Source organism: Leucobacter insecticola (assembly GCF_011382965.1).
GTDB lineage: Bacteria > Actinomycetota > Actinomycetes > Actinomycetales > Microbacteriaceae > Leucobacter > Leucobacter insecticola.
This window is the reverse complement of record NZ_CP049934.1, coordinates 2,263,251-2,281,862: the sequence shown is the minus strand read 5'-3', so window position 1 is coordinate 2,281,862 and position 18,612 is coordinate 2,263,251. Positions and strand designations below refer to the sequence as shown.

Below are 18,612 nucleotides of genomic sequence, written 5' to 3'. Positions count from 1 at the left end.
GAGGCCTCGGACAATGCGACAAAAAATGGAGCAGAATCACCACGAAAAACACGATGTCGGTGGGGTATGGTGCAATGGATCCTATGGATACCACGCAGCGAGAGATAGCTTCGATGCTGCACGTCGACATGGATTCGTTCTTTGTCTCGGTCGAACTCCTCGATCGTCCGGAACTTGTCGGGCTTCCCGTGGCGGCAGCGCACGACACGCTGCGCTCGGTCGTATCGAGCGCGAGCTATGAAGCTCGGCGATTCGGAGTGCGCTCCGCGATGCCGGTCGCGCGCGCCAAACAGCTGTGCCCGCAGCTCATACTGATTCCTCCGACCTTCGAGAAATACCGCCGCGCCTCGCACGAGGTGATGAGAATTTTCAGCGAGTTCACCCCGCTCGTTGAACCCCTCAGTATCGACGAAGCGTTCCTGGATGTTGCGGGATCCGTGAGGCTATTCGGCCCTCCTGCCTCGATCGCGAGGCAGCTGCGCGAGCGGGTCAGAGCGGAGACCGGGCTGCCCGCATCCGTAGGGCTCGGGCGCTCAAAATTCATCGCAAAACTCGCCTCACAGCGAGCGAAGCCCGATGGCATCCTCGAGATCCCGCCCGAACGCACTCTCGAGTTTCTGCACCCGCTCCCGATCGACGCGATGTGGGGAGTCGGGCAGGCAACAGCGAAGACGCTGAGGTCGCGGGCGATCCACACCGTCGGTGATCTCGCGCGGGAACCGCTTGTGTCGCTGCGACAATTGGTAGGCGTAGCCAGTGCCGAGCGGCTACACGATCTCGCTAACGGGCGCGATTCGCGCGGCGTCGAGACCACACGGGTCGAGAAAAGCATCGGCCACGAGGAAACCTTTGCCTTCGACGAGCCCGACATCGAGGTGCTGCAGCGTGAACTCCTGCGCCTCTCCACCCGCACGGGCGAGCGCCTGCGCGAGGCGCAGCTTGAGGCGCGGACGCTCGCGATCAAGGTGCGCTGGGCCAATTTTGAGACGGTTACGCGCTCACGTACGCTCACCGAAGCGACGAACTCAACCCAGCGCATTTACCAGACCGCCTGCGATCTGTTTGATGGGCTGAACTCCAGAGGCAAGCCGGTGCGACTCATTGGGGTGAGAGCCGAGCAGCTGGTTCCAGAGGGGAGCGACCCTGCTGGGCTGTGGAGCGATGACGACGGCTGGCGCGCAGTCGATCAGGCCGTTGACGATGTGCGTATTCGTTTTGGCGGGGCTGGGGTAAAGCCCGCGAGGCTGCTGACAGATCGCGGACCCGTGGTGGATCCCCGCTCGCTGCAACCGCCGAGTTAGTGTGCTGCGCCGTCCGTGTCGTCCTCATCCGGCATTTGCATCATGAGCGCGGCCTCCAGGATCGCGGCGAGCCAGTCAAACACCAACACCGTGCCGCGGGTTTCTTCGTCCTCAAGCAGACGGTCGTGATCCTCCGCCGTGTCGAGCCCGATTCTCGCCGCAATCGCGAGCCGCAGCGCCGTCACCGTTCGCGCCCATGCGGGGAGTGTGTCCGCGGAAATATCGACTTCGACGGTGGTGCGCTCGTCTGGCATGGCGCCGAGCCCAAGTGCGGAGACAACCTGCATCGCGTCCTGCATTTTCCGGTTGAGTAGACCCTGTTCTGTGATCTTGCGGAATTCGCTGGCCTCGGCGTCCTTCTCGTAGGCGTTTGGAAACAGGCGTGCGAGCGCCGGGTCCTCCGGGATGACATCGGATCCGCCGACCTCGAGGCTTGCGAAGAGGGGGTCAGGATCGAGGGCCGTACCGCTGTGGCTCTGCAGCAGCTGCAGCAGTTGAGTGATGAGCTGATCCAGCATCGTCGCCTCATCAAAGTTCAGCAGCAAGCGCAGCCCGCCCGCGGGTAGTGGAATGAGTTTCACTCTGTGCCCGCTTGTCTGACGGTTGCCCAGAGGCCGTAGCTGTGCATCGCCTCGACGTGCATCTCCATGGCCTCACGTGATCCCTCAGCCACTACCGCACTCCCGGCGTTGTGGACTTGCAGCATGAGTCGCTCCGCGTGGGCGCGATCGTAGCCAAAATGGGTGCGAAAAACGTAGCTGACGTAGGACATGAGGTTGACCGGATCATCCCACACCACGGTCTGCCAGTTCGAATCCGGCGCGATCTGCTCGGCCTGATCAAGAGTAGGTTTTATGCGTGTCGCAACCATCAGCCCCACCCAAGCTCGTGAATGCGCTCCTCGGAGATGCCGTAGAAGTGGGCAATTTCGTGAACGAGTGTGATCCGGATCTCGGCTACCAACTCGTCCATGTCGCTGCAGTGGGCGGCCAAGTTTTCTCTAAAGAGGATAATTCGATCCGGTTCCTCGCCGTAGCCGTAGATATTGCGCTCCGCGAGGGAGTAACCCTCGTACACGCCGAGGATTGGACTGCCGTCAGCAGGTCGGTCCTCGATGAGAAAGATCACGTTGTCGAGCTGAGTAAGCATGTCATCGTGCAGAGAGTCGAGGCCGTCTGAAACCAGAGCCTCGAATTCTTCGTGTGACACTTCGACCATGGCTTCACCCTATCGGGCTGCGCCGCAATTCGCCGGAGAGATTCACTTGGGAGGTGAGTGGGAAAATGAGGTGCCGGGATACGCTATGATCGTAGGGTTGCCTCGCGCGCCTTCGGGTGTGCGAGACCAGCATGGTGGCTATAGCTCAGTTGGTAGAGCACCGGCTTGTGGTGCCGGTGGTCGCGGGTTCAAGTCCCGTTAGCCACCCCAAGTAAATGACCCCGGCGGATGAACTGCTCCCCAGTCGTTGGTTACTGAATTTCTCAGTCCAACTTCTGGGGACCAGTTCAGGAGCCGGGGTCATTTTTTCTTGGTTGAGACGGTGGGCTGAGCCAGCCTACTTTTCGGGTGCCTCGTCGAGCCCGTCGATCAGCGTGCCATACTTTTCACTTGCCGCGGATGCGACAGCTTCGACTGCAGCCTTATCTGGCCCGGGCTCATCGACCATGACGGTGGCGCGGAAGTAGGCGAGCTCCTGAATTGACTCGGCGATGTCGGCAAGGGCACGGTGCCCGCCACGTTTCGTGGGGAGCCGAAATAGGCAGCCGGGTACCAGCGGCGGCTGAGCTCCTTGATCGTAGAGACATCAATGCTGCGGTAGTGCAGGGTTTCCTCGAGCGTTGGCATGTATTTCGCAATGAATCGGCGATCCATGCCGATGGTGTTGCCGGCCACAATCGGCTTGCGGCCCTTCGTGACGAGCCCGCTCAAGTACTCGATGACCTGGGCCTCCGCGTCAGCCACGGTAACACCGGCCTCGATGCGAGGAAGGAGACCCGAGTCCGTGTGCATTCCGCGCACGAAGTCGCCCATGTGCTCAAGCGCCTCGGATCCTGGGTTGATCACAACTTCAAACCCCGGGTGCAGCGGCGTCAGCTCGAAATCGGTGACGATAACGGCGATCTCGCACAGGCCATCTCGATCGATGTCAAGCCCCGTCATTTCGCAGTCGATCCAGACGATCTGCTCCGCGGGGTATTCGACACGATATCTCCTTGGGTTCGGGCGGTGGATGCCATGCATGCTGGCGGCGTGGCTCCCTCAGCTCAGTCTATAGGTGGCGGTCTCGTCGGATCACTCGCACTAGGCTTATTCCCATGGCAGTTCTTCCCATCACGATCTGCGGTGAGCCCGTGCTTCACCGTCCCGCATCCCCGGTTACCGAGTTTGATGATGCTCTGCGCACCCTCGTAAACAACATGTATGACACGACGCTCGCGGCGCCAGGAGTGGGCCTCGCCGCGCCGCAGGTCGGTGTCGGCAAGCGGGTATTCGTGTGGATGTATGAGGACCAGGATGTGGCTCCTGCCCAGGGGGTCGCGATCAATCCCGAGCTGTGGATCACGCCGCCGGATCCGGGGCTCCCCGGAGAGGACGAGGTCGAGGGGTGCCTGTCATTCCCTGGTGAACGGTTCGCGCTGCGCCGTTCCGCCCGAGCGTTGCTTCGCGCGCAGGACATTGACGGCAAGCCCTTCGAGATTGAGGCGGACGGCTGGTTTGCGCGGATCCTGCAGCACGAATTCGATCACCTCAGCGGGCTGCTCTATGTCGACCGACTGGTGCACCCCGAGAACCGCGGCGCACAGAAGGCCGAGCGAAAAAACGGCTGGGGGAGGCCCGGCCTCACCTGGATGCCAGGGGTTGACGACCTCGAAGGGTGAGCGGGATCCTGGCCCTACTGGTGCTGCGTTTGGAGTCGGCGTGAATCGGGAACAAAGATCCACACGGTCGCGGCAATTGCGAGCAGTGCGGCAGTGACGCCAAACGCCCAGCCGAATCCGGCGAAGTCCACGATGGCTCCCGCAACGAGTGGTCCAAGCACCCCACCAAGATCCGAAGTCATCGAGTAGCCCGCTACGACGCCACCGCCGTTTCGGAGACCAACGACATCGGCGAGGGTGGCTTGCTGGCCGGGGTTTACGAGCGCTGATCCTGCGCCAGCGAAGAACATGACGAGGATTGCGAACCACAGCGTCGTTGAGGCTGGAAAAACGAAGTAACTCGCGGCGAGCACCAGCATTCCGATAATGATCATCGGCTTGCGACCGACGGTGTCGCTCCAGCGGCCGGACGGGAAGATGAGGATCGCATTTCCTGCCGCGTAGGCCGCGAGGACCCAGGCGGCGACCGCTGCGTTCCCGTTGAGCGCTACCGCGACGAAGATGGGAATCACCGAGACCCGCACGCCGAACGAGGCCCAACCGAAGCTGAACACTGACACCAGGAGGGCCCGGTATTGGGAGACACCGAGTGCGGTCTTGAATGTGACGGATTCGGTGTGGGTTGGGCCCGCTGAGGTAGAGCCCGCAAAGCTGGAGTTTCGCAGGGCGATGGTGACAATCGAGGCCGCAATGACGAGCGTGAAGAAGTAGAAGATGAACGGCGCGCGGAGGCCAAAGCTGGCGACGACGCCCCCGAAGACCGGGCCGAGCAGCCCTCCCAGCAAGAATCCGGCCGAATTGAGACTTGCAACCCGGCCACGAGCAGCCGGAGGGCTCACCTTGATGATGAGCGCCGTCGCTGCCACCGTAAACATGGTGGAACCAATCCCGCCGAGCCCACGCAGCACGACAAACTGCGCGTAGTCCCCGGCAAAGGCTGCGGCACCAGTCGAGGCTGCGACGATCAGGATCCCGGTCGTGTAGCTGCGTCGCTCGCCGAAACGCCCGACCACCCAGCCTGCCAGGGGTGCAGAGAGGAGTCGCATGAGTGCGAAGGCGCTGACGATCGCGGAGGCTGCGAAGTTGCTCACCCCAAACTCGAGGGCGAACTGCGGGATCGCGGGTGCGACGATGCCGTAGCCGAGTGCGACCGCGAAGCCGCCCGCGACGAGCGCCCAGACCTCAAACGGAAGCTTGGGCTTTGCGGAGGTGGGCACCGAGTCAGTCTACTACCGGCAAAGGTTTGGCGATTGGCGGTCCAGTACCGCCGCGGTCGATTGCGCACCGGGGCATCACGGTGCGTTGTTTTAATTAGCACGAGTGTGCTAATTCGGGTGCACCGAGCTGGATCGTGCTCGAAAACGGCTGGGGGAGACATGGAATCTGGCAGGCCGCTGCGGCGAGTCTTTGGGGCGTTGCTGGTTGGCGTCGCCGCGCTGTCACTGACGGGATGCGGCGTGGTTACGGACACGATTGTCGGGCTACGAGGAACCGTGCCTTCTGACCCCGAGGCGACACCACAGGCCCCGCGCCCCTCGCCGTCCTCGCCGTCGCAGCGGTCGCAATTGAGGTCGCAACGATGCTGCCCTATCTTGCCGCCGTTGGGATCATCACCGCGCAGAGCCCCGGTTGGGTGGCGACCGGCCTCATACTGCTGGCATATTGCATCGTGATGATCGCTCCCGCGCTCATCTTGACGCTCGGCCGTGTCGCCGCGTACGCGCAGCATGAGGCGGGGGATCGGTGGATATACGGTGTTCTACTCGTTAGGGGTTGCGACTGGATCGATTGCCTCGTCTGCGTTGTTTGCCGTTTCCGTAAGGGGGGCTGTAAGCGTTCTCGGCGCTGCGTTCGCAGCCTCTGCGGTCATGGTCTGGACTGCAGGAGTGTGGGTCGACGCCAGGGCCTCCGCCTGAGCGACGAGCGCGGCTCGCCGTGCGGAGGTGGAGATTCCCGTGGTCATAACCTGTGTGAGGCCACCGAGTGACCACCATCCCACCGTCAATGTAACAAGTGAGAGGAGGAGATGCTGTGCTTCGTCGGGGGTGGTGCCGGGCAGGGCCTGCATGGTGCGATTGATCTGAGGCACACATGATTCGTGGCGCAGTGATCGCCCAACCGGTTCGGTGAGCTCGAGGCTTTCCCATGCGAGGAGTCGGGCATAGTCGGGGTTGCGCTCAAAGTGATCAAACATTCCGCCTACAAATTCGCCGAGGGAGGTGGGCCCGTGTCCTGAGATGGTCGCCGCCTCCAGGAGGTCCGTGAGGCGGTCGGCGAGCACGGCTGCGAATAGGCCCTGTTTGTTGCCGAAGTATTGATATACCCGCTCCTTGTTCACCCCGGAGTCTTTGCCGATCATCTCCATACTGGTTCCCGCGAAGCCGCGCTGCGCAAACTGGCGCGCGCCGGCTTCAAGGAGCTGGTGTCTGGTTGCCGCTGTATCCCATGCCATGTGAACAGCTTACTTGAATCCAAACGATCGTTTGCTAATTGAGGTCCCGAGTTGTACGGTGGGAAATATTCCAAATGACCGTTTGGATTTTCGTTAATTGCATGAGGGGGAACGCAATGCACGATTCGATACCGCATGGCCACGCGCATGAGCAGCATGATCCAGAACATCGCCCGCATGATCCTGATCCTGCGCAGCACACGGACGAGAGGCAGTACCAGCATGACCCGCATGAGCATCCTGAGCAGCACGTCGCAGCTTCAACGAAGGACTGGTTCGTGCTTGCACTGCTGTGTCTTGCGCAGTTCATGCTGATTCTTGACGTCACCGTCGTGAATCTGGTGCTGCCGGAACTGACACGCGAGCTTGGGGGAACCGCTGCAAATGCGGGCTGGGTCATTACCGCCTACGTCATACCCTTCGGCGGCTTGCTCATGCTCGGTGGCAAACTCAGCGATATGTTCGGCAAGAAACGATTGTTCCTTTACGGGATCATCGTGTTTACTGCTGCGTCGCTCGTTGCCGGAGTGGCGTTGAACACGCCAGCTCTACTTGCGGCGAGAGCAGCCCAGGGGGTCGGTGCGGCCTTGCTGTCGCCCGCAGCGCTCGCCCTCGTGACCTCGCTGTTTACCGGGCATGCTCGGGTGCGCGCGCTCGCGATCTGGGGAGGGCTCGCGTCAGCGGGTGCCGCAGTCGGTGTGTTGCTGGGAGGTTTGCTCGCAGCTGGTCCGGGATGGCGCTGGGTCTTTCTGATCAACCTGCCGGTTGGCGTGGTTGTTGGCGTGTTGGTGCTCCTGATGGTTCGGGATCATTGGGCTCAACCCCTGAAGAGACAGCCGCTTGACGCTCTCGGCGCGGTGCTCTTGACCGGCGGGATCGGTGCGCTGGTGTCGGGTATTGCCCTGCGAGGCAACGGTGTGTTGTCGCTGATTTTGGTTGTGGGCGCAGTGCTCCTGATCGGTGTGTTCGTGTGGGTGGAGCGGCGAAGCGCGGCACCTCTCGTAGAACCAGAACTGTTGATGCGTCGTCCGATCTTGGGCGGGGTTGTCGCGATGCTTTCCGCGACCGCACTCATGGTTGGCGGTTACTACCTGCTGTCCTTCCTGCTGCAGTCCGTGCACGGGCTGAGTCCGTTGACCACGGGCCTCGCGTTCCTGCCGATCGCGGTCGCCACCTTTGTGGGAGCGTGGGCGGCGGGCAAACTGGTGATCCGGATCGGATCCCGCTTCGTGGGTGTCATTGCATTTGGGATTGCTGCTCTCGGAACGGCGGGATCAGCTGCGGCGATCGCGAACCCGGTGGTTCTGATGGTGTTTGCGACAATAACTGCAGCGGGCGTTGGTGTGGGTTTTGTCTCGGCAACGACGACGGCGTTTTCCCATGTTAGCCACCACGAAACCGGTACGGTTTCGGGGACGATTAATACTGCTCACGAACTCGGGGAGCTCTCGGAGTGGCTATCCTCGGTGCAGTCGCGGCATCAACCAGGGGATCCGAGATTGCAGGGTACACGTGGGCGTTCGGTGTCGCCGCCGCGATCTCGGTGGTCACACTGCTCGTGTTCGTGACGCTCGCTCCTCACGGGCGCCCCGCGCCGGATGCGCCGGCGTTCGTGCACTAAACCGCGGAGACGAGCTGGGCGAGCTCCTTCGGCTGGCTCCACATCGGCCAGTGTCCGGTTGGGAGATCGACAAGATCGAGGTGTACCAGGTTCGCGACCTCAGCAAATATCGGATGGCCCGCTTGAGCGAGCTCCATCATCTGTGTGCTCGGCATGGAGCAGCACACGATCGTGGTCGGCACGCGCAGGCGTGCCTCGTTGCTGAGGTCAACCGCTTGGCGAAGTACGGGGGCCGGCTCAGGGACGGCGCGGGTGCGGAAACGTTCGAGTATCTCGTCGCTGAGGCCTTCAATGCTCGCCTGTTTCTGCAGGATCTCGAAGGGAGGCAGGGGCAGTTCGGTGACCTCCTCCGGAAGGTCCGGGGCGAACACTGTACCGGACGCCACCGGCCCGCTATCGACCCAGACGACGCGCTGTACTCGTTCGGGGCACTGATCCAGCACAATACTGGCCGGAGCGTTGGCGCCACGGATCCCGCGGCTGCACGGCCGATCGGCTCGCAGAAGAGTTCGAGGTGTCAGTGCGCACCATCAAGCGGGATCTCACGGCCCTCGAAAACAGCGGCGTGCCGATTTGGGCGCGCCCGGGCCCCGGTGGCGGGTATGGTTTGGCGAATCGAGCGACCCTTCCCCCGGTGAGTCTGACTCCGGCGCAGGCAGTGGCCCTTCTCGCGGCCGTGTCGATAGCCTCGGAAGCCACGTACGCGGATCTCGCCAGATCCGGCGTGAACAAGATACTGGACGTGCTCGACCCCGGCACCCGGGCGCAGGCCAACGAACTTGCGCGGCGCATTTGGGTCAACAAGGCTCCTTCGTTGAGCCGCGTTGTGAGATCGGCCATTGAAGAGGCGATGCTGGATCAGCGCGTGGCGCGCATCCACTATCTGTCGGGCAGCGGTGCCGAGACGGTTCGCGAGGTCGAACCGATCATGTTCGGTGCCCGGAACGACCGCTGGTATCTCATCGGCTGGTGTCGCTTGCGCGATGAGGTTCGTTGGTTTCTGGTGGAGCGGATTCAACGCGCGAATGTGACCGCGACTCCCTGCTCCGGCCACGAGATTCACGAAGTAGGAGAGCCTCCGGTGACGGCTCGGCACGTGGGTGGCTGAGTTTGGCGTAGGCTACGCGCCTTGCCCACTGGCGAACGCGGTCAGCGTTGTCAGATCCGTGCGGCGCTGTGTGCGGCCATCATGCAACTATCATGCGGTCGCCGAGGCGCGGGCTTCTACTGCCTGCGTAGCTGCTCTGGCGTGGGGGCCGTGAGTGTGAGCCTGGTGTTGAAAAGCTCAGGGTGTCCGTAGTCGGCGTACTGCACGGTGACTTCGCCGGGCTTGGCTTCGACGAGCGTGACCGTGATCCAGGCTCCGTCTTGGAACACTTCCCAACGATCTGCTAGATAGCTCAGGCCGTGAGCCCGCAGCACGGCCTCCGCGGCGGCCCTGGAGCGCGGGCTCGCGATCGGGATGCCAAAGACCGTGCAGGGCGTCCAGGCGTCGTCGAAGGGTTGCAAGAAGCCGAGGAGTTCGCCGGCATCGCGCAGAACGGGCGTCGGATTTTGAGCAGCAGTCATTGTTGGTCCTCGGTGTTGAGGGAAGCGGGGTCGTATCTCAGCGTAGAACTTGACACTGTGTGAGGGTCAAAGGGAGCCTGGGGGCGTGGAACTTTCAATTAGCCAGGTTGCGCGACGAGCCGGGTTCCTCACCGGGATCCGCGGAAGCCGGTGTGCTCATTGCCGAGCATCGGGTGGCGATCGGTCAGCACGTGTCCCTCAGCGAAGAGAACTATCGCGCGCTCGCCGGGCTGTATCTCACGGACCCGTTTCAGCGCGGGATCCTCACCAGCGTTGACCCGCGCCCTCCCGAGTGGCTTGCCGCGGCGATGCTCCACGCGCGGACGGCGGTTCGGTGAGATGGTGCCCCCGGCAGGATTCGAACCTGCGACCAAGAGATTAGAAGGCTCTTGCTCTATCCCCTGAGCTACGGAGGCGACTCTTCGAGGGTACTACGACTTCGCGTCTGTTTTTGCAGCGCGCGCGGCAGCCTTCATCGCGCGCTTGGTTTCGCGCACCCGCAGCAGCGTGTCGGGGGAGGTGATGTCGGCCACGCTTCTGAACGAACCCTCCTCGCCGTAGGGCTCGGCAGCCTCACGCCAGCCCGCGCCCGCGAAGCCGCGCTGCTTGCCGAGAAGCGCGAGAAATATCCGCGCCTTCTGCTCGCCGAAACCGGGCAGCGCGCGGAGCCGCTTCAGGACGGTCGCCCCGTCGGGATCGCCCTCGGTCCAGATCGCTGCGGCGTCGCCGCCCCAATCGTCAAGCAGGGCCTGGCACAGATCCTGCACTCGTGTCGCCATCGATCCTGGAAAGCGGTGCACCGCAGGGGTCTGCTTGAACGCTGCTGCGAAGACCTCCGGATCCGTCCCGGCAATGGTCTGCGCATCGAGCGCCCCCACGCGCTGCTCGATCTTCAGCGGCCCAGCGAAGGCGAGTTCCATCGCGACCTGCTGGTCAAGGAGCATCCCGATCAACAGCGCGAGCGGGTTCTCCGTCAAGAGATCATTTGCGGCAGAATCGTCGGTCAAGTAGAGACTCATGCTCGCCATTCTAGATCCGGGCGAGGCCAGCGGGAAGTCTTGGATCTTCGGGCCCACCGCAGAGGATACAGTGGCTGCATGGTGTCGCTCGAAAACTTGCTCGCGTTTGGTATCGCTGCGGTGATCCTAATCGTGATTCCAGGGCCGAGCGTCCTGTTCACGATCGGACGCACGCTGGCGCTTGGGCGCCTGGGCGGCCTCCTCAGCGTGATTGGAAACTCTCTCGGATCCGCCGTGATTGCCGCGGCAGTCGCGCTCGGGATCGGCACGCTCGTGTCACAATCGATAATTCTATTCTCGGTGGTCAAGTACGCCGGCGCCGCGTACATGGTCTTCCTCGGAGTGCAGGCGATTCGGCATCGTCACAGTGCCACAGAGACGACCGAGAACCCGGTGCGGTTGACGTGGCAGCGCCAGATTCTGCAGGGCTTCGTGGTGGGGGTTTCCAACCCGAAGTCGATCGCATTTTTCATCGCGGTGCTGCCGCAGTTCGTGTCGCACGGCGAGGGATCGGTGCAGCTGCAAATGCTCGAACTTGGGCTCCTGTTTTCGGTGCTCGCCGCGCTCTGCGACTCTGTGTGGGCGATGATTGCGGGGGTCGCGCGCGAGTGGTTTGGCAAGTCCCCTGAGCGCATGGCGGGAATGAGCGCCACCGGTGGTGGCTTCATGATCGCACTCGGTGCTGTGCTCGCGCTCACCGGGCAGCGGCACCTGGCGCTCTAGCTTCTAAATGCGGCCGCCCCGCGGTTACCTCGGCTAGCCAAGCACCTTTCCTGGATTCAGGATCCCTGCCGGATCGAGCGCCTGCTTGATAGACCGCATCACCGGCACCCCGCTCGGGTGCTCGCGCAGGAGGTCTCCGACCTTGCCCTGTCCGATGCCGTGCTCCCCGGTGCAGGTGCCGCCGCAGGCCAGCGCCCGCGTGATCAGCCGCTCGTAGAGTTGCTCGGCTGCCAGACGTTCGGTCTCATTGCCGTGTTCGAGCACAATCGCCAGGTGGAAGTTGCCGTCGCCGACGTGCCCCGCGATCGGGGCGACAAGGCCACTCGCGACCACATCGGCCTGGGTTTCAGTGATACACCTGGCAAGGTGAGAGATGGGGACACAGACATCGGTTGACCAGGTGTATGAGTTCGGCCGCAGTGCGTTCGCTGCGGGAAGCGCATCGTGGCGAACCTTCCAGAATCGCTCGGGATCGTCGCCGTCGATATGGCGCTCGTCGAGGCATCCGTTGCTCTCCGCAATCGCGCGGAGAAGCCGGGTCTGCTCAGTGACCTCGGACGCTGATCCGCTGAGTTCGATGAACAGTGTGGGGGTGACGTGAAAATCGAGCCCTGAATACGCGTTCATCGCTCCGATCTGTACATCGTCGAGGAGTTCGGCGCGCGCGAGACCAATGCCGGTTTGCAGCGCGGTCTGCACGACTCGCGCGGCCGCGTCCACTGACGGAAACGACAGTACAGCAAGGTATCGGGAAGCCGGAATGCTGTGTACACGCAGGATGAGTTCGGTGATGACACCGAGGGTGCCTTCGGAACCGATGAGGAGGTGCGTGAGATCGTAGCCGGCCGACGACTTGCGGGCCCGGCTCCCTGTCCGCACGACGGTGCCGTCAGCCAGCACGGCGGTGAGTCCGAGCACGTTGTCGCTCATCGTGCCGTACTTGACCGCGTTGGTGCCGCTCGCTCGGGTCGCAGCCATTCCGCCGATCGAGGCGTCTACGCCCGGCCCCGCGACGAACTGCAGGCCGTGCTCCGCGAGCAGTGGATTAAGTTCGCTGCGACGCACGCCTGCTTCGACGACGGCGTCGAGCGAGTCTGGATCGATGTTGATGATGCGGCGCATCCCGCTCAGATCGAGAATGATGCTGCGGGAACGATCGGCTTCCTCCGATCCGGTCACGGCGTTGGCTCCGCCCTCGAGCCCGGTGCCAGTGCCGCGTGTGACGACCGGCATCGCCGCCGCGTGACACAGACGGAGCGTTGTGGACACGTCCTCCGTGGTTGTGCACCGCACGACTGCCAACGCGGGTGCCCAACCGTGGTGCGAGCGGTCGTGAGAACTCCCGGCCACGGCGTCGAAGTCGGTTTCGACCTGCCCCGGGAGCGCCTCGGTGAGTTCATCGACGAGATCGGTCATGACCTGCGTGCTCATATTGTGGCCTCCTCATGTACGGGGACGACGTTGATGCGCCCGGTTTGCTCCGCCGAATACTCGGGCGGGTAGATCATCTCTGCGGGCGGGCGCATTGTGCGCTTTGCCCAGGGGTAGTACACGCAGAAAGTGACAATCATCGAAACGATCCACGAGATATCCATGCCGCCGAGAACGTGAGAAAACACGCCGTTGTAGTCGCCGAGCACACTGTAGGTTTCGTTCGTGAGGAACGGGATCTGCACCACGATTCCGATGGCATACGATGACAGCGCGACCCAGTTCACCGAACCGTAGCGGCCGCGGCGATCGTAGAGCGCGGGTATGTCGATGCGCTCCTTGGAGACCAAGTAGTAATCGACGAGGTTGATGATGCTCCAGGGGATGAAGACCGCGAGAAGCAGCAGCACAAAGTTCTTGAAGTTGTTGAGGAAATCGGCGCTGGCCGCGATGGCAATCACCATGGTGAGCGCTACAAACACGATGATGTAGAGCGACCGTGCCCTCGACGTGATGCGGGTGCGCGCGTTGAAACTTGTGATCGCGGTGACCGTGCACATGATGCCGCCGTAAGCGTTGAGTGTGTTTGCGGTGAGCTTTCCGACGATGATGACGAGATAAATGACGAGCGCTGCGTACACGGGGCCTGCGAGGACTCCGAGAAAGCCGACTGGGCCTCCGAGGAGGTCATTGCCGGAGACTGCTCCAATGAGCACACCCATCGTCATGGAGATCTGTGTCCCGGTGACGCTGCCGAGGAATGTTGCCCAGAACGTCTTGCGGACCGGGGTGTCTGCTGGGAGGTAGCGCGAGTAGTCCGCGACATAGGGCGCATAGGTCATCTGCCAACTCGCCCCGAGCGTGACGCACACCATGAATGTCGCGATGCCCGTCTGTCCCACTCCGAAGGACGCCGAAACGTCGTACGCGGTGAAGATCCGTATGAACAGGTAAGCGAACCCGAGGATGCCGGCAATTGTGGCGACGCGGCCCATGACGTGAATAAGCCGATAGCCAAAGATGGAGACGATTGCGGTGAGCGCGCCAAAAATCAGGATACCGGTAATGGGTGCTTCACCCGGCTCCGTTGTGAGGTCGATGAGGTGATTGATCGCGTCGCCAGAGAGTGCGGCTCCCGTCGAGGCGAATCCCAGGTACATGCAGATCACGAGTACCAGGGGGAGCGTGGCCCCGCGCACGCCAAACTGGACGCGGCTGGAGATCATCTGGGGGAGCCCCATCCTCGGTCCCTGCGCGGAGTGGAGCGCCATAGAAATGCCGCCGATCACGTTGCCCACGATCAAGGCGATGATCGCGGTGAGGGGTTCGGCTTGGAAGATGGCGACGGTGATGAGTCCGGTGACAATCGCCGTGATTTGCATGTTCCCGCCGAACCACAGCGTGAATTGACTCATCGGGGTGCCGTGGCGCTCATTCTTCGGGACCATATCGATGGTCCGTTGCTCTACCGAGAGGGTAGACGTGCTTGTGTCTTCTGCTGGTTGATGCGTCATTGCGTCAGATCCTTTGAAAGCTACATATTGGTTGTGTGTCGTTTGCAAGAGCCAGACTATTGTTTGCGGGCCGACCGCAATGCGTTCTGCGCATGAACCTGTCTGGGGAGTCAGACAGGCGGTGGATTAGTCGAGACGGTTCACCATGGCCTGCGCGGCGCGGTCTACGTAGTCGCGGAAGGCCGCGTCGTGCATGGGGGCGAGGGCCGCCTCATCCAGCGCCGCGTTCATGTGCAACAGCCAGCGATCCCGAGCCGCCGGATTGACGTGGAACGGCTGGTGTCGCATGCGCAGCCGCGGGTGCCCGCGCTCCTCGGAGTAAGTCGTTGGCCCGCCCCAGTACTGTTCAAGGAATGCCCGCAGCCGCCACTCGGCACCCTCCCAATCATCATCCGGGTACATCGGGGCGAGAATCGGGTCCTCTCGCACGCCCCGATAGAAGGCGCGCGCGATCTTCTCGAACGTTTCGGTGCCGCCGACCTGCGCCCACAGGGTTTCGGTCACCGCCTCACCCGTTGCGCCCGAGCGTATCGTCAGCCTGGGGGCGGGAGCCTGCTCGCTGCGTGCTTCGTTCATCTTGTTCCTCCGTGCCCTTTCGGAAACTCATCCGCCAGCTTGATGTTGTGCTCACGGAACTTGCGGCGCAGTTCCGCGCGGATGCCCCGCTGCACTTCCCATTGCGCCTCGGGTCTGGTGCGCACCGCGAGCCGCAGCGTCGCGCGGTCGCCGAACACACTCTCGAGGCCCATGATCTCTGGCTCACCGGTGACCTTGCGCGCGTACTTCTCGGAGCGCAGCAGAGCCCGTGCCGCCTCCAGTGACACCTCGGAAACGTGCGAGAGATCCTGATTCGCATCGACCGTCACGTCGATGAGCGCCCGGCCCCAGCCCTGCGAAGAGTTGCCGAGGGTCAGGATCTCGCCGTTGCGGATAAACCACAGCGTGCCATCGAGCGCGCGCACCTGGGTGACGCGGATCCCGACGTCTTCGACGGTGCCGCTGATGGCTCCGATCGTGACGACATCACCCACCCCCAGCTGGTCCTCGAACACCATGAAGATGCCGTTGAGAATGTCTTTGACGACGTTCTGCGCACCGAAGGCGAGGCCGGCCGCCACGATGCCCGCGGAGGTCAACAGCGCGGCGAGGTTCAGGCCGAGCTGGCCGAGAATCAGGATCAGCGCAATCACCACGATCGTCCACGTAATGACGGCGCGGCCAACTGTGCCGAGGGTGCGGGTCCGCTGCACGGCGCGTGCGTTCACGTAGGGCGCGGCCTGCATCTCGGAGGTCGTATCGACGTCCTGAGATTTCTTCACGCCGCGCACGATCTGGGTGACCGTGCGCACCAGGATCCGGCGCAGCACCCAGTTCACCAGGATCGCCGCGATGATGATGATGACGATGTTTATCGGGACGTGAAACGTCTCGTAGAAGGCGCCGATCGTGTGTTGCACGACCTCCTCAACACCGTCGATTTCAACGTCGTCCATTTAGGCCGCCTGATCCGCCTGATCGGCTCGCTGCGCGGCGAGTGCTCGGGTGACGCCCGCAAGGTGCTCAATAATCAGTCGCCGGAGTGCAGCGGGTGCGTCCTCGTTCGCGGAGAGCCAGGCGCGAGTAGCCTCCGCGAGTGCCTCGTTCGCGAGGGGTGCGGGGTAGAAGCCGTCAATGATCTCTTCGGCGATAGCGTAGCTGCGGGTGTCCCAAATGTGCCGGAGCGACCCGAAGAAACGCTCGACGAACGGCTCGAGCGCGGTGAGGTCAGCGACCCGGGTGAAACCGAGGCCGGTCGCACGCACGATGAGGTTCGACGCGCCAGCCTCATCGAACACGGATGCCCAAGCGGCATTCTTTTCTGCAGGCTCAGGAAGTGCTGCGCGTGCGTGCGCTGCCGACTGCTCTCCGCTTGCCGTGCGGTCATCCGCGAGGGCGGCCTCGATCTCCGCTGCCGTGGTCCGGCCCCCAGCGGCGAGTGCGATCAGGAGCTCCCAGCCGAGATCCGTATCGATGTCGAGACCCTGAAGCTCGGTGTCGCCGGCGAGCAGCTGCAGTACGGTGTCGAGCTGGGCCGGTGTCGCGGCGATCCCCGTAAACGCCTTGATGAACTGGAACTGGTTGTCCGATCCCGGGGCGGCCTTTTGTGCCAGCGCCCAGAGCGCGTCGGCCACGCGCGCAAGCGAGGCGGTACGCCGTGCCGGGGCGACGTAGCTTGAGGCTGCGAGGATCAGCTGCTGCAGCAGCGTGCGCAGCGTGGTTGATCCCGTCTCGTGTTCGATGTGAGCGAGCACAACGTCGATGAACTGGCTCGCGGGAAGCTCGGCGTCGCGCGTGGCGTCCCAGAGTGTTCCCCAGACGAGCGCTCGGGGAGCGAATCTGGCATGCTGCCGAGGCTGCGCGCGACAGTTTCGAGCGAGCGCGGATCGAGACGAATCTTCGCGTAGCTGAGGTCGTCGTCGTTGAGGAGCAGCAGCGCGGGCTGCGTCTCGCCTATGAGCTCGGGAACCTCGGTCACCGCGCCGTCGATGTCGAGCTCGATGCGCCTGGTACGCACGAGCGCGCCATCCTGCTCCGTGTAGAGCCCCACCGCGATCCGATGCGGGCGCAGCGTCGGGTACTCCTCGGTGGCCGACTGCGAGATCGCGAAAGATGCGTAGCGGCCCTCATCGTCAAGGGTGAACTCCGGACGCAGCGTATTGACGCCAGCCGTTTCGAGCCACTTCTGTGACCACTCGGTCAGGTCGCGACCGCTCTGGGCCTCAAGCTCCACCAATAGGTCACGCAGTTCGGTGTTGGCGTGGTGATGCTTCACGAAGTAGTCGTGCACGCCACGCATGAAGGGCTGCTGGCCCACCCACGCGACGAGCTGCTTGAGCACCGATGCGCCCTTCGCATAGGTGATGCCGTCGAAGTTGACGAGCACGTCTTCCAGATCCCGAATCTCGGCAACGATGGGGTGCGTCGAAGGGAGCTGGTCTTGGCGGTAGGCCCAAGACTTCTCGGAGGCAACGAACGTGGTCCAGCACTCCGTCCACTCGGTCGCCTCGGCGGTCGCGAGCGTCGACATGTACTCCGCGAAGGACTCATTGAGCCACAGGTCGTTCCACCAGCGCATCGTCACCAGGTCGCCAAACCACATGTGGGCGAGTTCGTGCAGGATCGTGATGACCCGGCGTTCACGCATTGCGTCGGTGACCTGGCTGCGGAAGACGTAGGCTTCGGTGAAGGTGACCGCGCCCGCGTTTTCCATCGCGCCCGCGTTGAACTCGGGCACAAACAGTTGGTCGTACTTGTCGAAGGGGTAGGGGTAGTCGAACTGCTCCTCGAAGAACGCGAAGCCCTGGCGTGTCTTCTCGAACACGTAGTCGGCGTCAAGATACTGCGCGAGCGATTCGCGGCAGAACACGCCGAGCGGAATGGTGCGGCCGTCGCGGCTCGTGAGCTCGCTGCGGACCTCGTGATAGGGGCCCGCGATGAGGGCGGTGATGTAGCTCGACATGATCGGCGTCGGTGCGAAGCTCCAGGTGGCGATAGCTTCACCGTTGGCTTCGCCCGCCGGCACCGGTACCGGGGTGGCCTGGTTGCTGGAGAGCTTCCACCGGGCGGGGGCCGTGACCGTGAATTGGAATGTCGCCTTCAGGTCCGGCTGTTCAAAGACGGGGAACACACGCCGAGAATCAGGCACCTCGAACTGCGAGTACAGGTACACCTCGCCATCGGCCGGATCGACGAAGCGGTGCAGGCCCTCGCCGGTGTTGGTGTAGCTCTGGGTTGAGCGGATCCGCAGCGTGTTCTCCGCAGCGAGGCCCGCGAGTTGGATCCGGGAGTCTGCGAAGGCGTGGGCCGGATCAACCGAGGTGCCGTTCAGCTCGATCTCTTCAACAGAGGCGGCAATGAGATCGATGAAGGTGTCGCACCCGGGTGTCGCGCTGAAGACAATGGTGGTGTCTGCCGCAAACGTCTCGGGGCCGGTAGTGAGATCCAGCTGAATCTCGTAACTCTTGCTGCGAACGATGCTGGCGCGTTCCTGCGCTTCTACTCGGGTGAGATTTGTGCCTGGCACTTGAGCTCCTGGGATCTAATTGGACCGTATGAGACCAGCC

17 protein-coding genes, 2 tRNA genes and 3 pseudogenes are annotated in these 18,612 nt (G+C 63.0%); 7 read left to right on the top strand and 15 right to left on the bottom strand.

The window, feature by feature from the left end:
• Positions 1 to 83: 83 nt before the first annotated feature.
• Positions 84 to 1,301, top strand: a complete 1,218-nt coding sequence (gene dinB, locus G7067_RS10625; protein ID WP_166324099.1) for a DNA polymerase IV — start codon at positions 84 to 86, stop codon at positions 1,299 to 1,301.
• Here dinB and G7067_RS10620 read toward each other — a convergent pair.
• Genes G7067_RS10620 through G7067_RS10610 form a run of 3 tightly spaced genes read right to left on the bottom strand, consistent with a single transcriptional unit; the run spans position 1,298 to position 2,519 of the window.
• Positions 1,298 to 1,882, bottom strand: a complete 585-nt coding sequence (locus G7067_RS10620; protein ID WP_166324096.1) for a DUF2017 family protein — start codon at positions 1,880 to 1,882, stop codon at positions 1,298 to 1,300. The genes dinB and G7067_RS10620 overlap by 4 nt on opposite strands.
• A complete protein-coding gene (gene clpS, locus G7067_RS10615; protein ID WP_166324094.1) occupies positions 1,879 to 2,172 on the bottom strand; it encodes an ATP-dependent Clp protease adapter ClpS in 294 nt (97 codons plus the stop codon). The genes G7067_RS10620 and clpS overlap by 4 nt, the downstream gene beginning before the upstream one ends.
• Positions 2,172 to 2,519: a metallopeptidase family protein gene (locus G7067_RS10610; protein WP_166324092.1), complete on the bottom strand. Its 348-nt coding sequence runs from the start codon at positions 2,517 to 2,519 to the stop codon at positions 2,172 to 2,174. Before G7067_RS10610 ends, clpS begins: the two co-directional genes overlap by 1 nt.
• A gap of 134 nt (positions 2,520 to 2,653) precedes the next feature.
• On the opposite strand from G7067_RS10610, the gene G7067_RS10605 reads away from it, so the two are divergent.
• A tRNA-His gene (locus G7067_RS10605) sits at positions 2,654 to 2,729 on the top strand.
• Positions 2,730 to 2,856: 127 nt separating this feature from the next.
• On the opposite strand, the pseudogene orn reads toward G7067_RS10605, so the two are convergent.
• Positions 2,857 to 3,461 (bottom strand): annotated as a pseudogene (gene orn, locus G7067_RS10600) (oligoribonuclease).
• Positions 3,462 to 3,616: 155 nt separating this feature from the next.
• Between orn and def the strand changes: the two are divergent.
• Positions 3,617 to 4,180, top strand: coding sequence for a peptide deformylase (gene def / locus G7067_RS10595; RefSeq protein WP_166324090.1), 564 nt, complete (start codon positions 3,617 to 3,619; stop codon positions 4,178 to 4,180).
• A 14-nt stretch (positions 4,181 to 4,194) separates the two neighbouring features.
• Here def and G7067_RS10590 read toward each other — a convergent pair whose 3' ends face one another.
• A complete protein-coding gene (locus G7067_RS10590; RefSeq protein ID WP_166324088.1) occupies positions 4,195 to 5,397 on the bottom strand; it encodes an MFS transporter in 1,203 nt (400 codons plus the stop codon).
• A gap of 542 nt (positions 5,398 to 5,939) precedes the next feature.
• Positions 5,940 to 6,632 carry a TetR/AcrR family transcriptional regulator gene (locus G7067_RS10585; protein WP_166324086.1) on the bottom strand — a complete coding sequence of 231 codons (693 nt, stop codon included), beginning with the start codon at positions 6,630 to 6,632 and terminating at the stop codon, positions 5,940 to 5,942.
• 116 nt (positions 6,633 to 6,748) lie between these two features.
• Here G7067_RS10585 and G7067_RS10580 point away from each other — a divergent pair, with 116 nt between their 5' ends.
• The gene (locus G7067_RS10580; RefSeq protein ID WP_166324084.1) at positions 6,749 to 8,200 is read left to right on the top strand and encodes an MFS transporter; all 1,452 of its coding nucleotides are present in this window, start codon (positions 6,749 to 6,751) and stop codon (positions 8,198 to 8,200) included.
• Positions 8,201 to 8,249: 49 nt separating this feature from the next.
• Here G7067_RS10580 and G7067_RS10575 read toward each other — a convergent pair.
• A pseudogene (locus G7067_RS10575) lies at positions 8,250 to 8,720 on the bottom strand (alpha/beta fold hydrolase); the annotation flags it as partial.
• A gap of 53 nt (positions 8,721 to 8,773) precedes the next feature.
• Between G7067_RS10575 and G7067_RS10570 the strand changes: the two are divergent.
• The gene (locus tag G7067_RS10570; protein ID WP_244301346.1) at positions 8,774 to 9,361 is read left to right on the top strand and encodes a helix-turn-helix transcriptional regulator; all 588 of its coding nucleotides are present in this window, start codon (positions 8,774 to 8,776) and stop codon (positions 9,359 to 9,361) included.
• A gap of 116 nt (positions 9,362 to 9,477) precedes the next feature.
• Here the strand turns inward: G7067_RS10570 and G7067_RS10565 are convergent, their stop codons facing one another.
• Positions 9,478 to 9,822, bottom strand: a complete 345-nt coding sequence (locus G7067_RS10565; protein WP_166324082.1) for a hypothetical protein — start codon at positions 9,820 to 9,822, stop codon at positions 9,478 to 9,480.
• Positions 9,823 to 9,881: 59 nt separating this feature from the next.
• Here G7067_RS10565 and G7067_RS10560 point away from each other — a divergent pair, with 59 nt between their 5' ends.
• The gene (locus G7067_RS10560; protein ID WP_166324080.1) at positions 9,882 to 10,160 is read left to right on the top strand and encodes a TipAS antibiotic-recognition domain-containing protein; all 279 of its coding nucleotides are present in this window, start codon (positions 9,882 to 9,884) and stop codon (positions 10,158 to 10,160) included.
• Between the two features lie 2 nt (positions 10,161 to 10,162).
• Here the strand turns inward: G7067_RS10560 and G7067_RS10555 are convergent.
• Positions 10,163 to 10,238, bottom strand: a tRNA-Arg gene (locus G7067_RS10555).
• A gap of 15 nt (positions 10,239 to 10,253) precedes the next feature.
• Positions 10,254 to 10,841, bottom strand: coding sequence for an HhH-GPD-type base excision DNA repair protein (locus tag G7067_RS10550; protein ID WP_166324078.1), 588 nt, complete (start codon positions 10,839 to 10,841; stop codon positions 10,254 to 10,256).
• A gap of 78 nt (positions 10,842 to 10,919) precedes the next feature.
• Here G7067_RS10550 and G7067_RS10545 point away from each other — a divergent pair, with 78 nt between their 5' ends.
• Complete coding sequence (locus G7067_RS10545) at positions 10,920 to 11,564, top strand: LysE family translocator (protein ID WP_166324076.1); 645 nt, start codon at positions 10,920 to 10,922, stop codon at positions 11,562 to 11,564.
• Between the two features lie 33 nt (positions 11,565 to 11,597).
• On the opposite strand, the gene G7067_RS10540 is transcribed toward G7067_RS10545, so the two are convergent.
• The 5 genes and pseudogenes from G7067_RS10540 to pepN all read right to left on the bottom strand — a co-directional run bounded on the left by G7067_RS10540 (position 11,598) and on the right by pepN (position 18,572).
• Complete coding sequence (locus G7067_RS10540; RefSeq protein ID WP_166324074.1) at positions 11,598 to 12,995, bottom strand: FAD-binding oxidoreductase; 1,398 nt, start codon at positions 12,993 to 12,995, stop codon at positions 11,598 to 11,600.
• Entirely contained in the window at positions 12,992 to 14,509 is a 1,518-nt protein-coding gene (locus G7067_RS10535; RefSeq protein WP_166324072.1) for a purine-cytosine permease family protein, read from the bottom strand. The genes G7067_RS10540 and G7067_RS10535 overlap by 4 nt, the downstream gene beginning before the upstream one ends.
• Positions 14,510 to 14,635: 126 nt before the next feature.
• Positions 14,636 to 15,085, bottom strand: a complete 450-nt coding sequence (locus tag G7067_RS10530; RefSeq protein ID WP_166324070.1) for a globin — start codon at positions 15,083 to 15,085, stop codon at positions 14,636 to 14,638.
• Positions 15,082 to 16,002, bottom strand: a complete 921-nt coding sequence (locus G7067_RS10525) for a mechanosensitive ion channel family protein (protein ID WP_166324068.1) — start codon at positions 16,000 to 16,002, stop codon at positions 15,082 to 15,084. The genes G7067_RS10530 and G7067_RS10525 overlap by 4 nt, the downstream gene beginning before the upstream one ends.
• Positions 16,003 to 18,572 (bottom strand): annotated as a pseudogene (pepN, locus tag G7067_RS10520) (aminopeptidase N).
• Between the last annotated feature and the right edge of the window lie 40 nt (positions 18,573 to 18,612).

What these genes read in the sequence shown, in the direction of transcription:
- dinB (WP_166324099.1), top strand. Translation starts at nt 84, where the DNA reads ATGGATACCACGCAGCGAGAGATAGCTTCGATGCTGCACGTCGACATG.
- clpS (WP_166324094.1), bottom strand. Translation starts at nt 2,172, where the DNA reads ATGGTTGCGACACGCATAAAACCTACTCTTGATCAGGCCGAGCAGATC.
- G7067_RS10610 (WP_166324092.1), bottom strand. Translation starts at nt 2,519, where the DNA reads ATGGTCGAAGTGTCACACGAAGAATTCGAGGCTCTGGTTTCAGACGGC.
- def (WP_166324090.1), top strand. Translation starts at nt 3,617, where the DNA reads ATGGCAGTTCTTCCCATCACGATCTGCGGTGAGCCCGTGCTTCACCGT.
- G7067_RS10585 (WP_166324086.1), bottom strand. Translation starts at nt 6,632, where the DNA reads ATGGCATGGGATACAGCGGCAACCAGACACCAGCTCCTTGAAGCCGGC.
- G7067_RS10580 (WP_166324084.1), top strand. Translation starts at nt 6,749, where the DNA reads ATGCACGATTCGATACCGCATGGCCACGCGCATGAGCAGCATGATCCA.
- G7067_RS10565 (WP_166324082.1), bottom strand. Translation starts at nt 9,822, where the DNA reads ATGACTGCTGCTCAAAATCCGACGCCCGTTCTGCGCGATGCCGGCGAA.
- G7067_RS10550 (WP_166324078.1), bottom strand. Translation starts at nt 10,841, where the DNA reads ATGAGTCTCTACTTGACCGACGATTCTGCCGCAAATGATCTCTTGACG.
- G7067_RS10545 (WP_166324076.1), top strand. Translation starts at nt 10,920, where the DNA reads ATGGTGTCGCTCGAAAACTTGCTCGCGTTTGGTATCGCTGCGGTGATC.
- G7067_RS10540 (WP_166324074.1), bottom strand. Translation starts at nt 12,995, where the DNA reads ATGAGCACGCAGGTCATGACCGATCTCGTCGATGAACTCACCGAGGCG.
- G7067_RS10535 (WP_166324072.1), bottom strand. Translation starts at nt 14,509, where the DNA reads ATGACGCATCAACCAGCAGAAGACACAAGCACGTCTACCCTCTCGGTA.
- G7067_RS10530 (WP_166324070.1), bottom strand. Translation starts at nt 15,085, where the DNA reads ATGAACGAAGCACGCAGCGAGCAGGCTCCCGCCCCCAGGCTGACGATA.
- G7067_RS10525 (WP_166324068.1), bottom strand. Translation starts at nt 16,002, where the DNA reads ATGGACGACGTTGAAATCGACGGTGTTGAGGAGGTCGTGCAACACACG.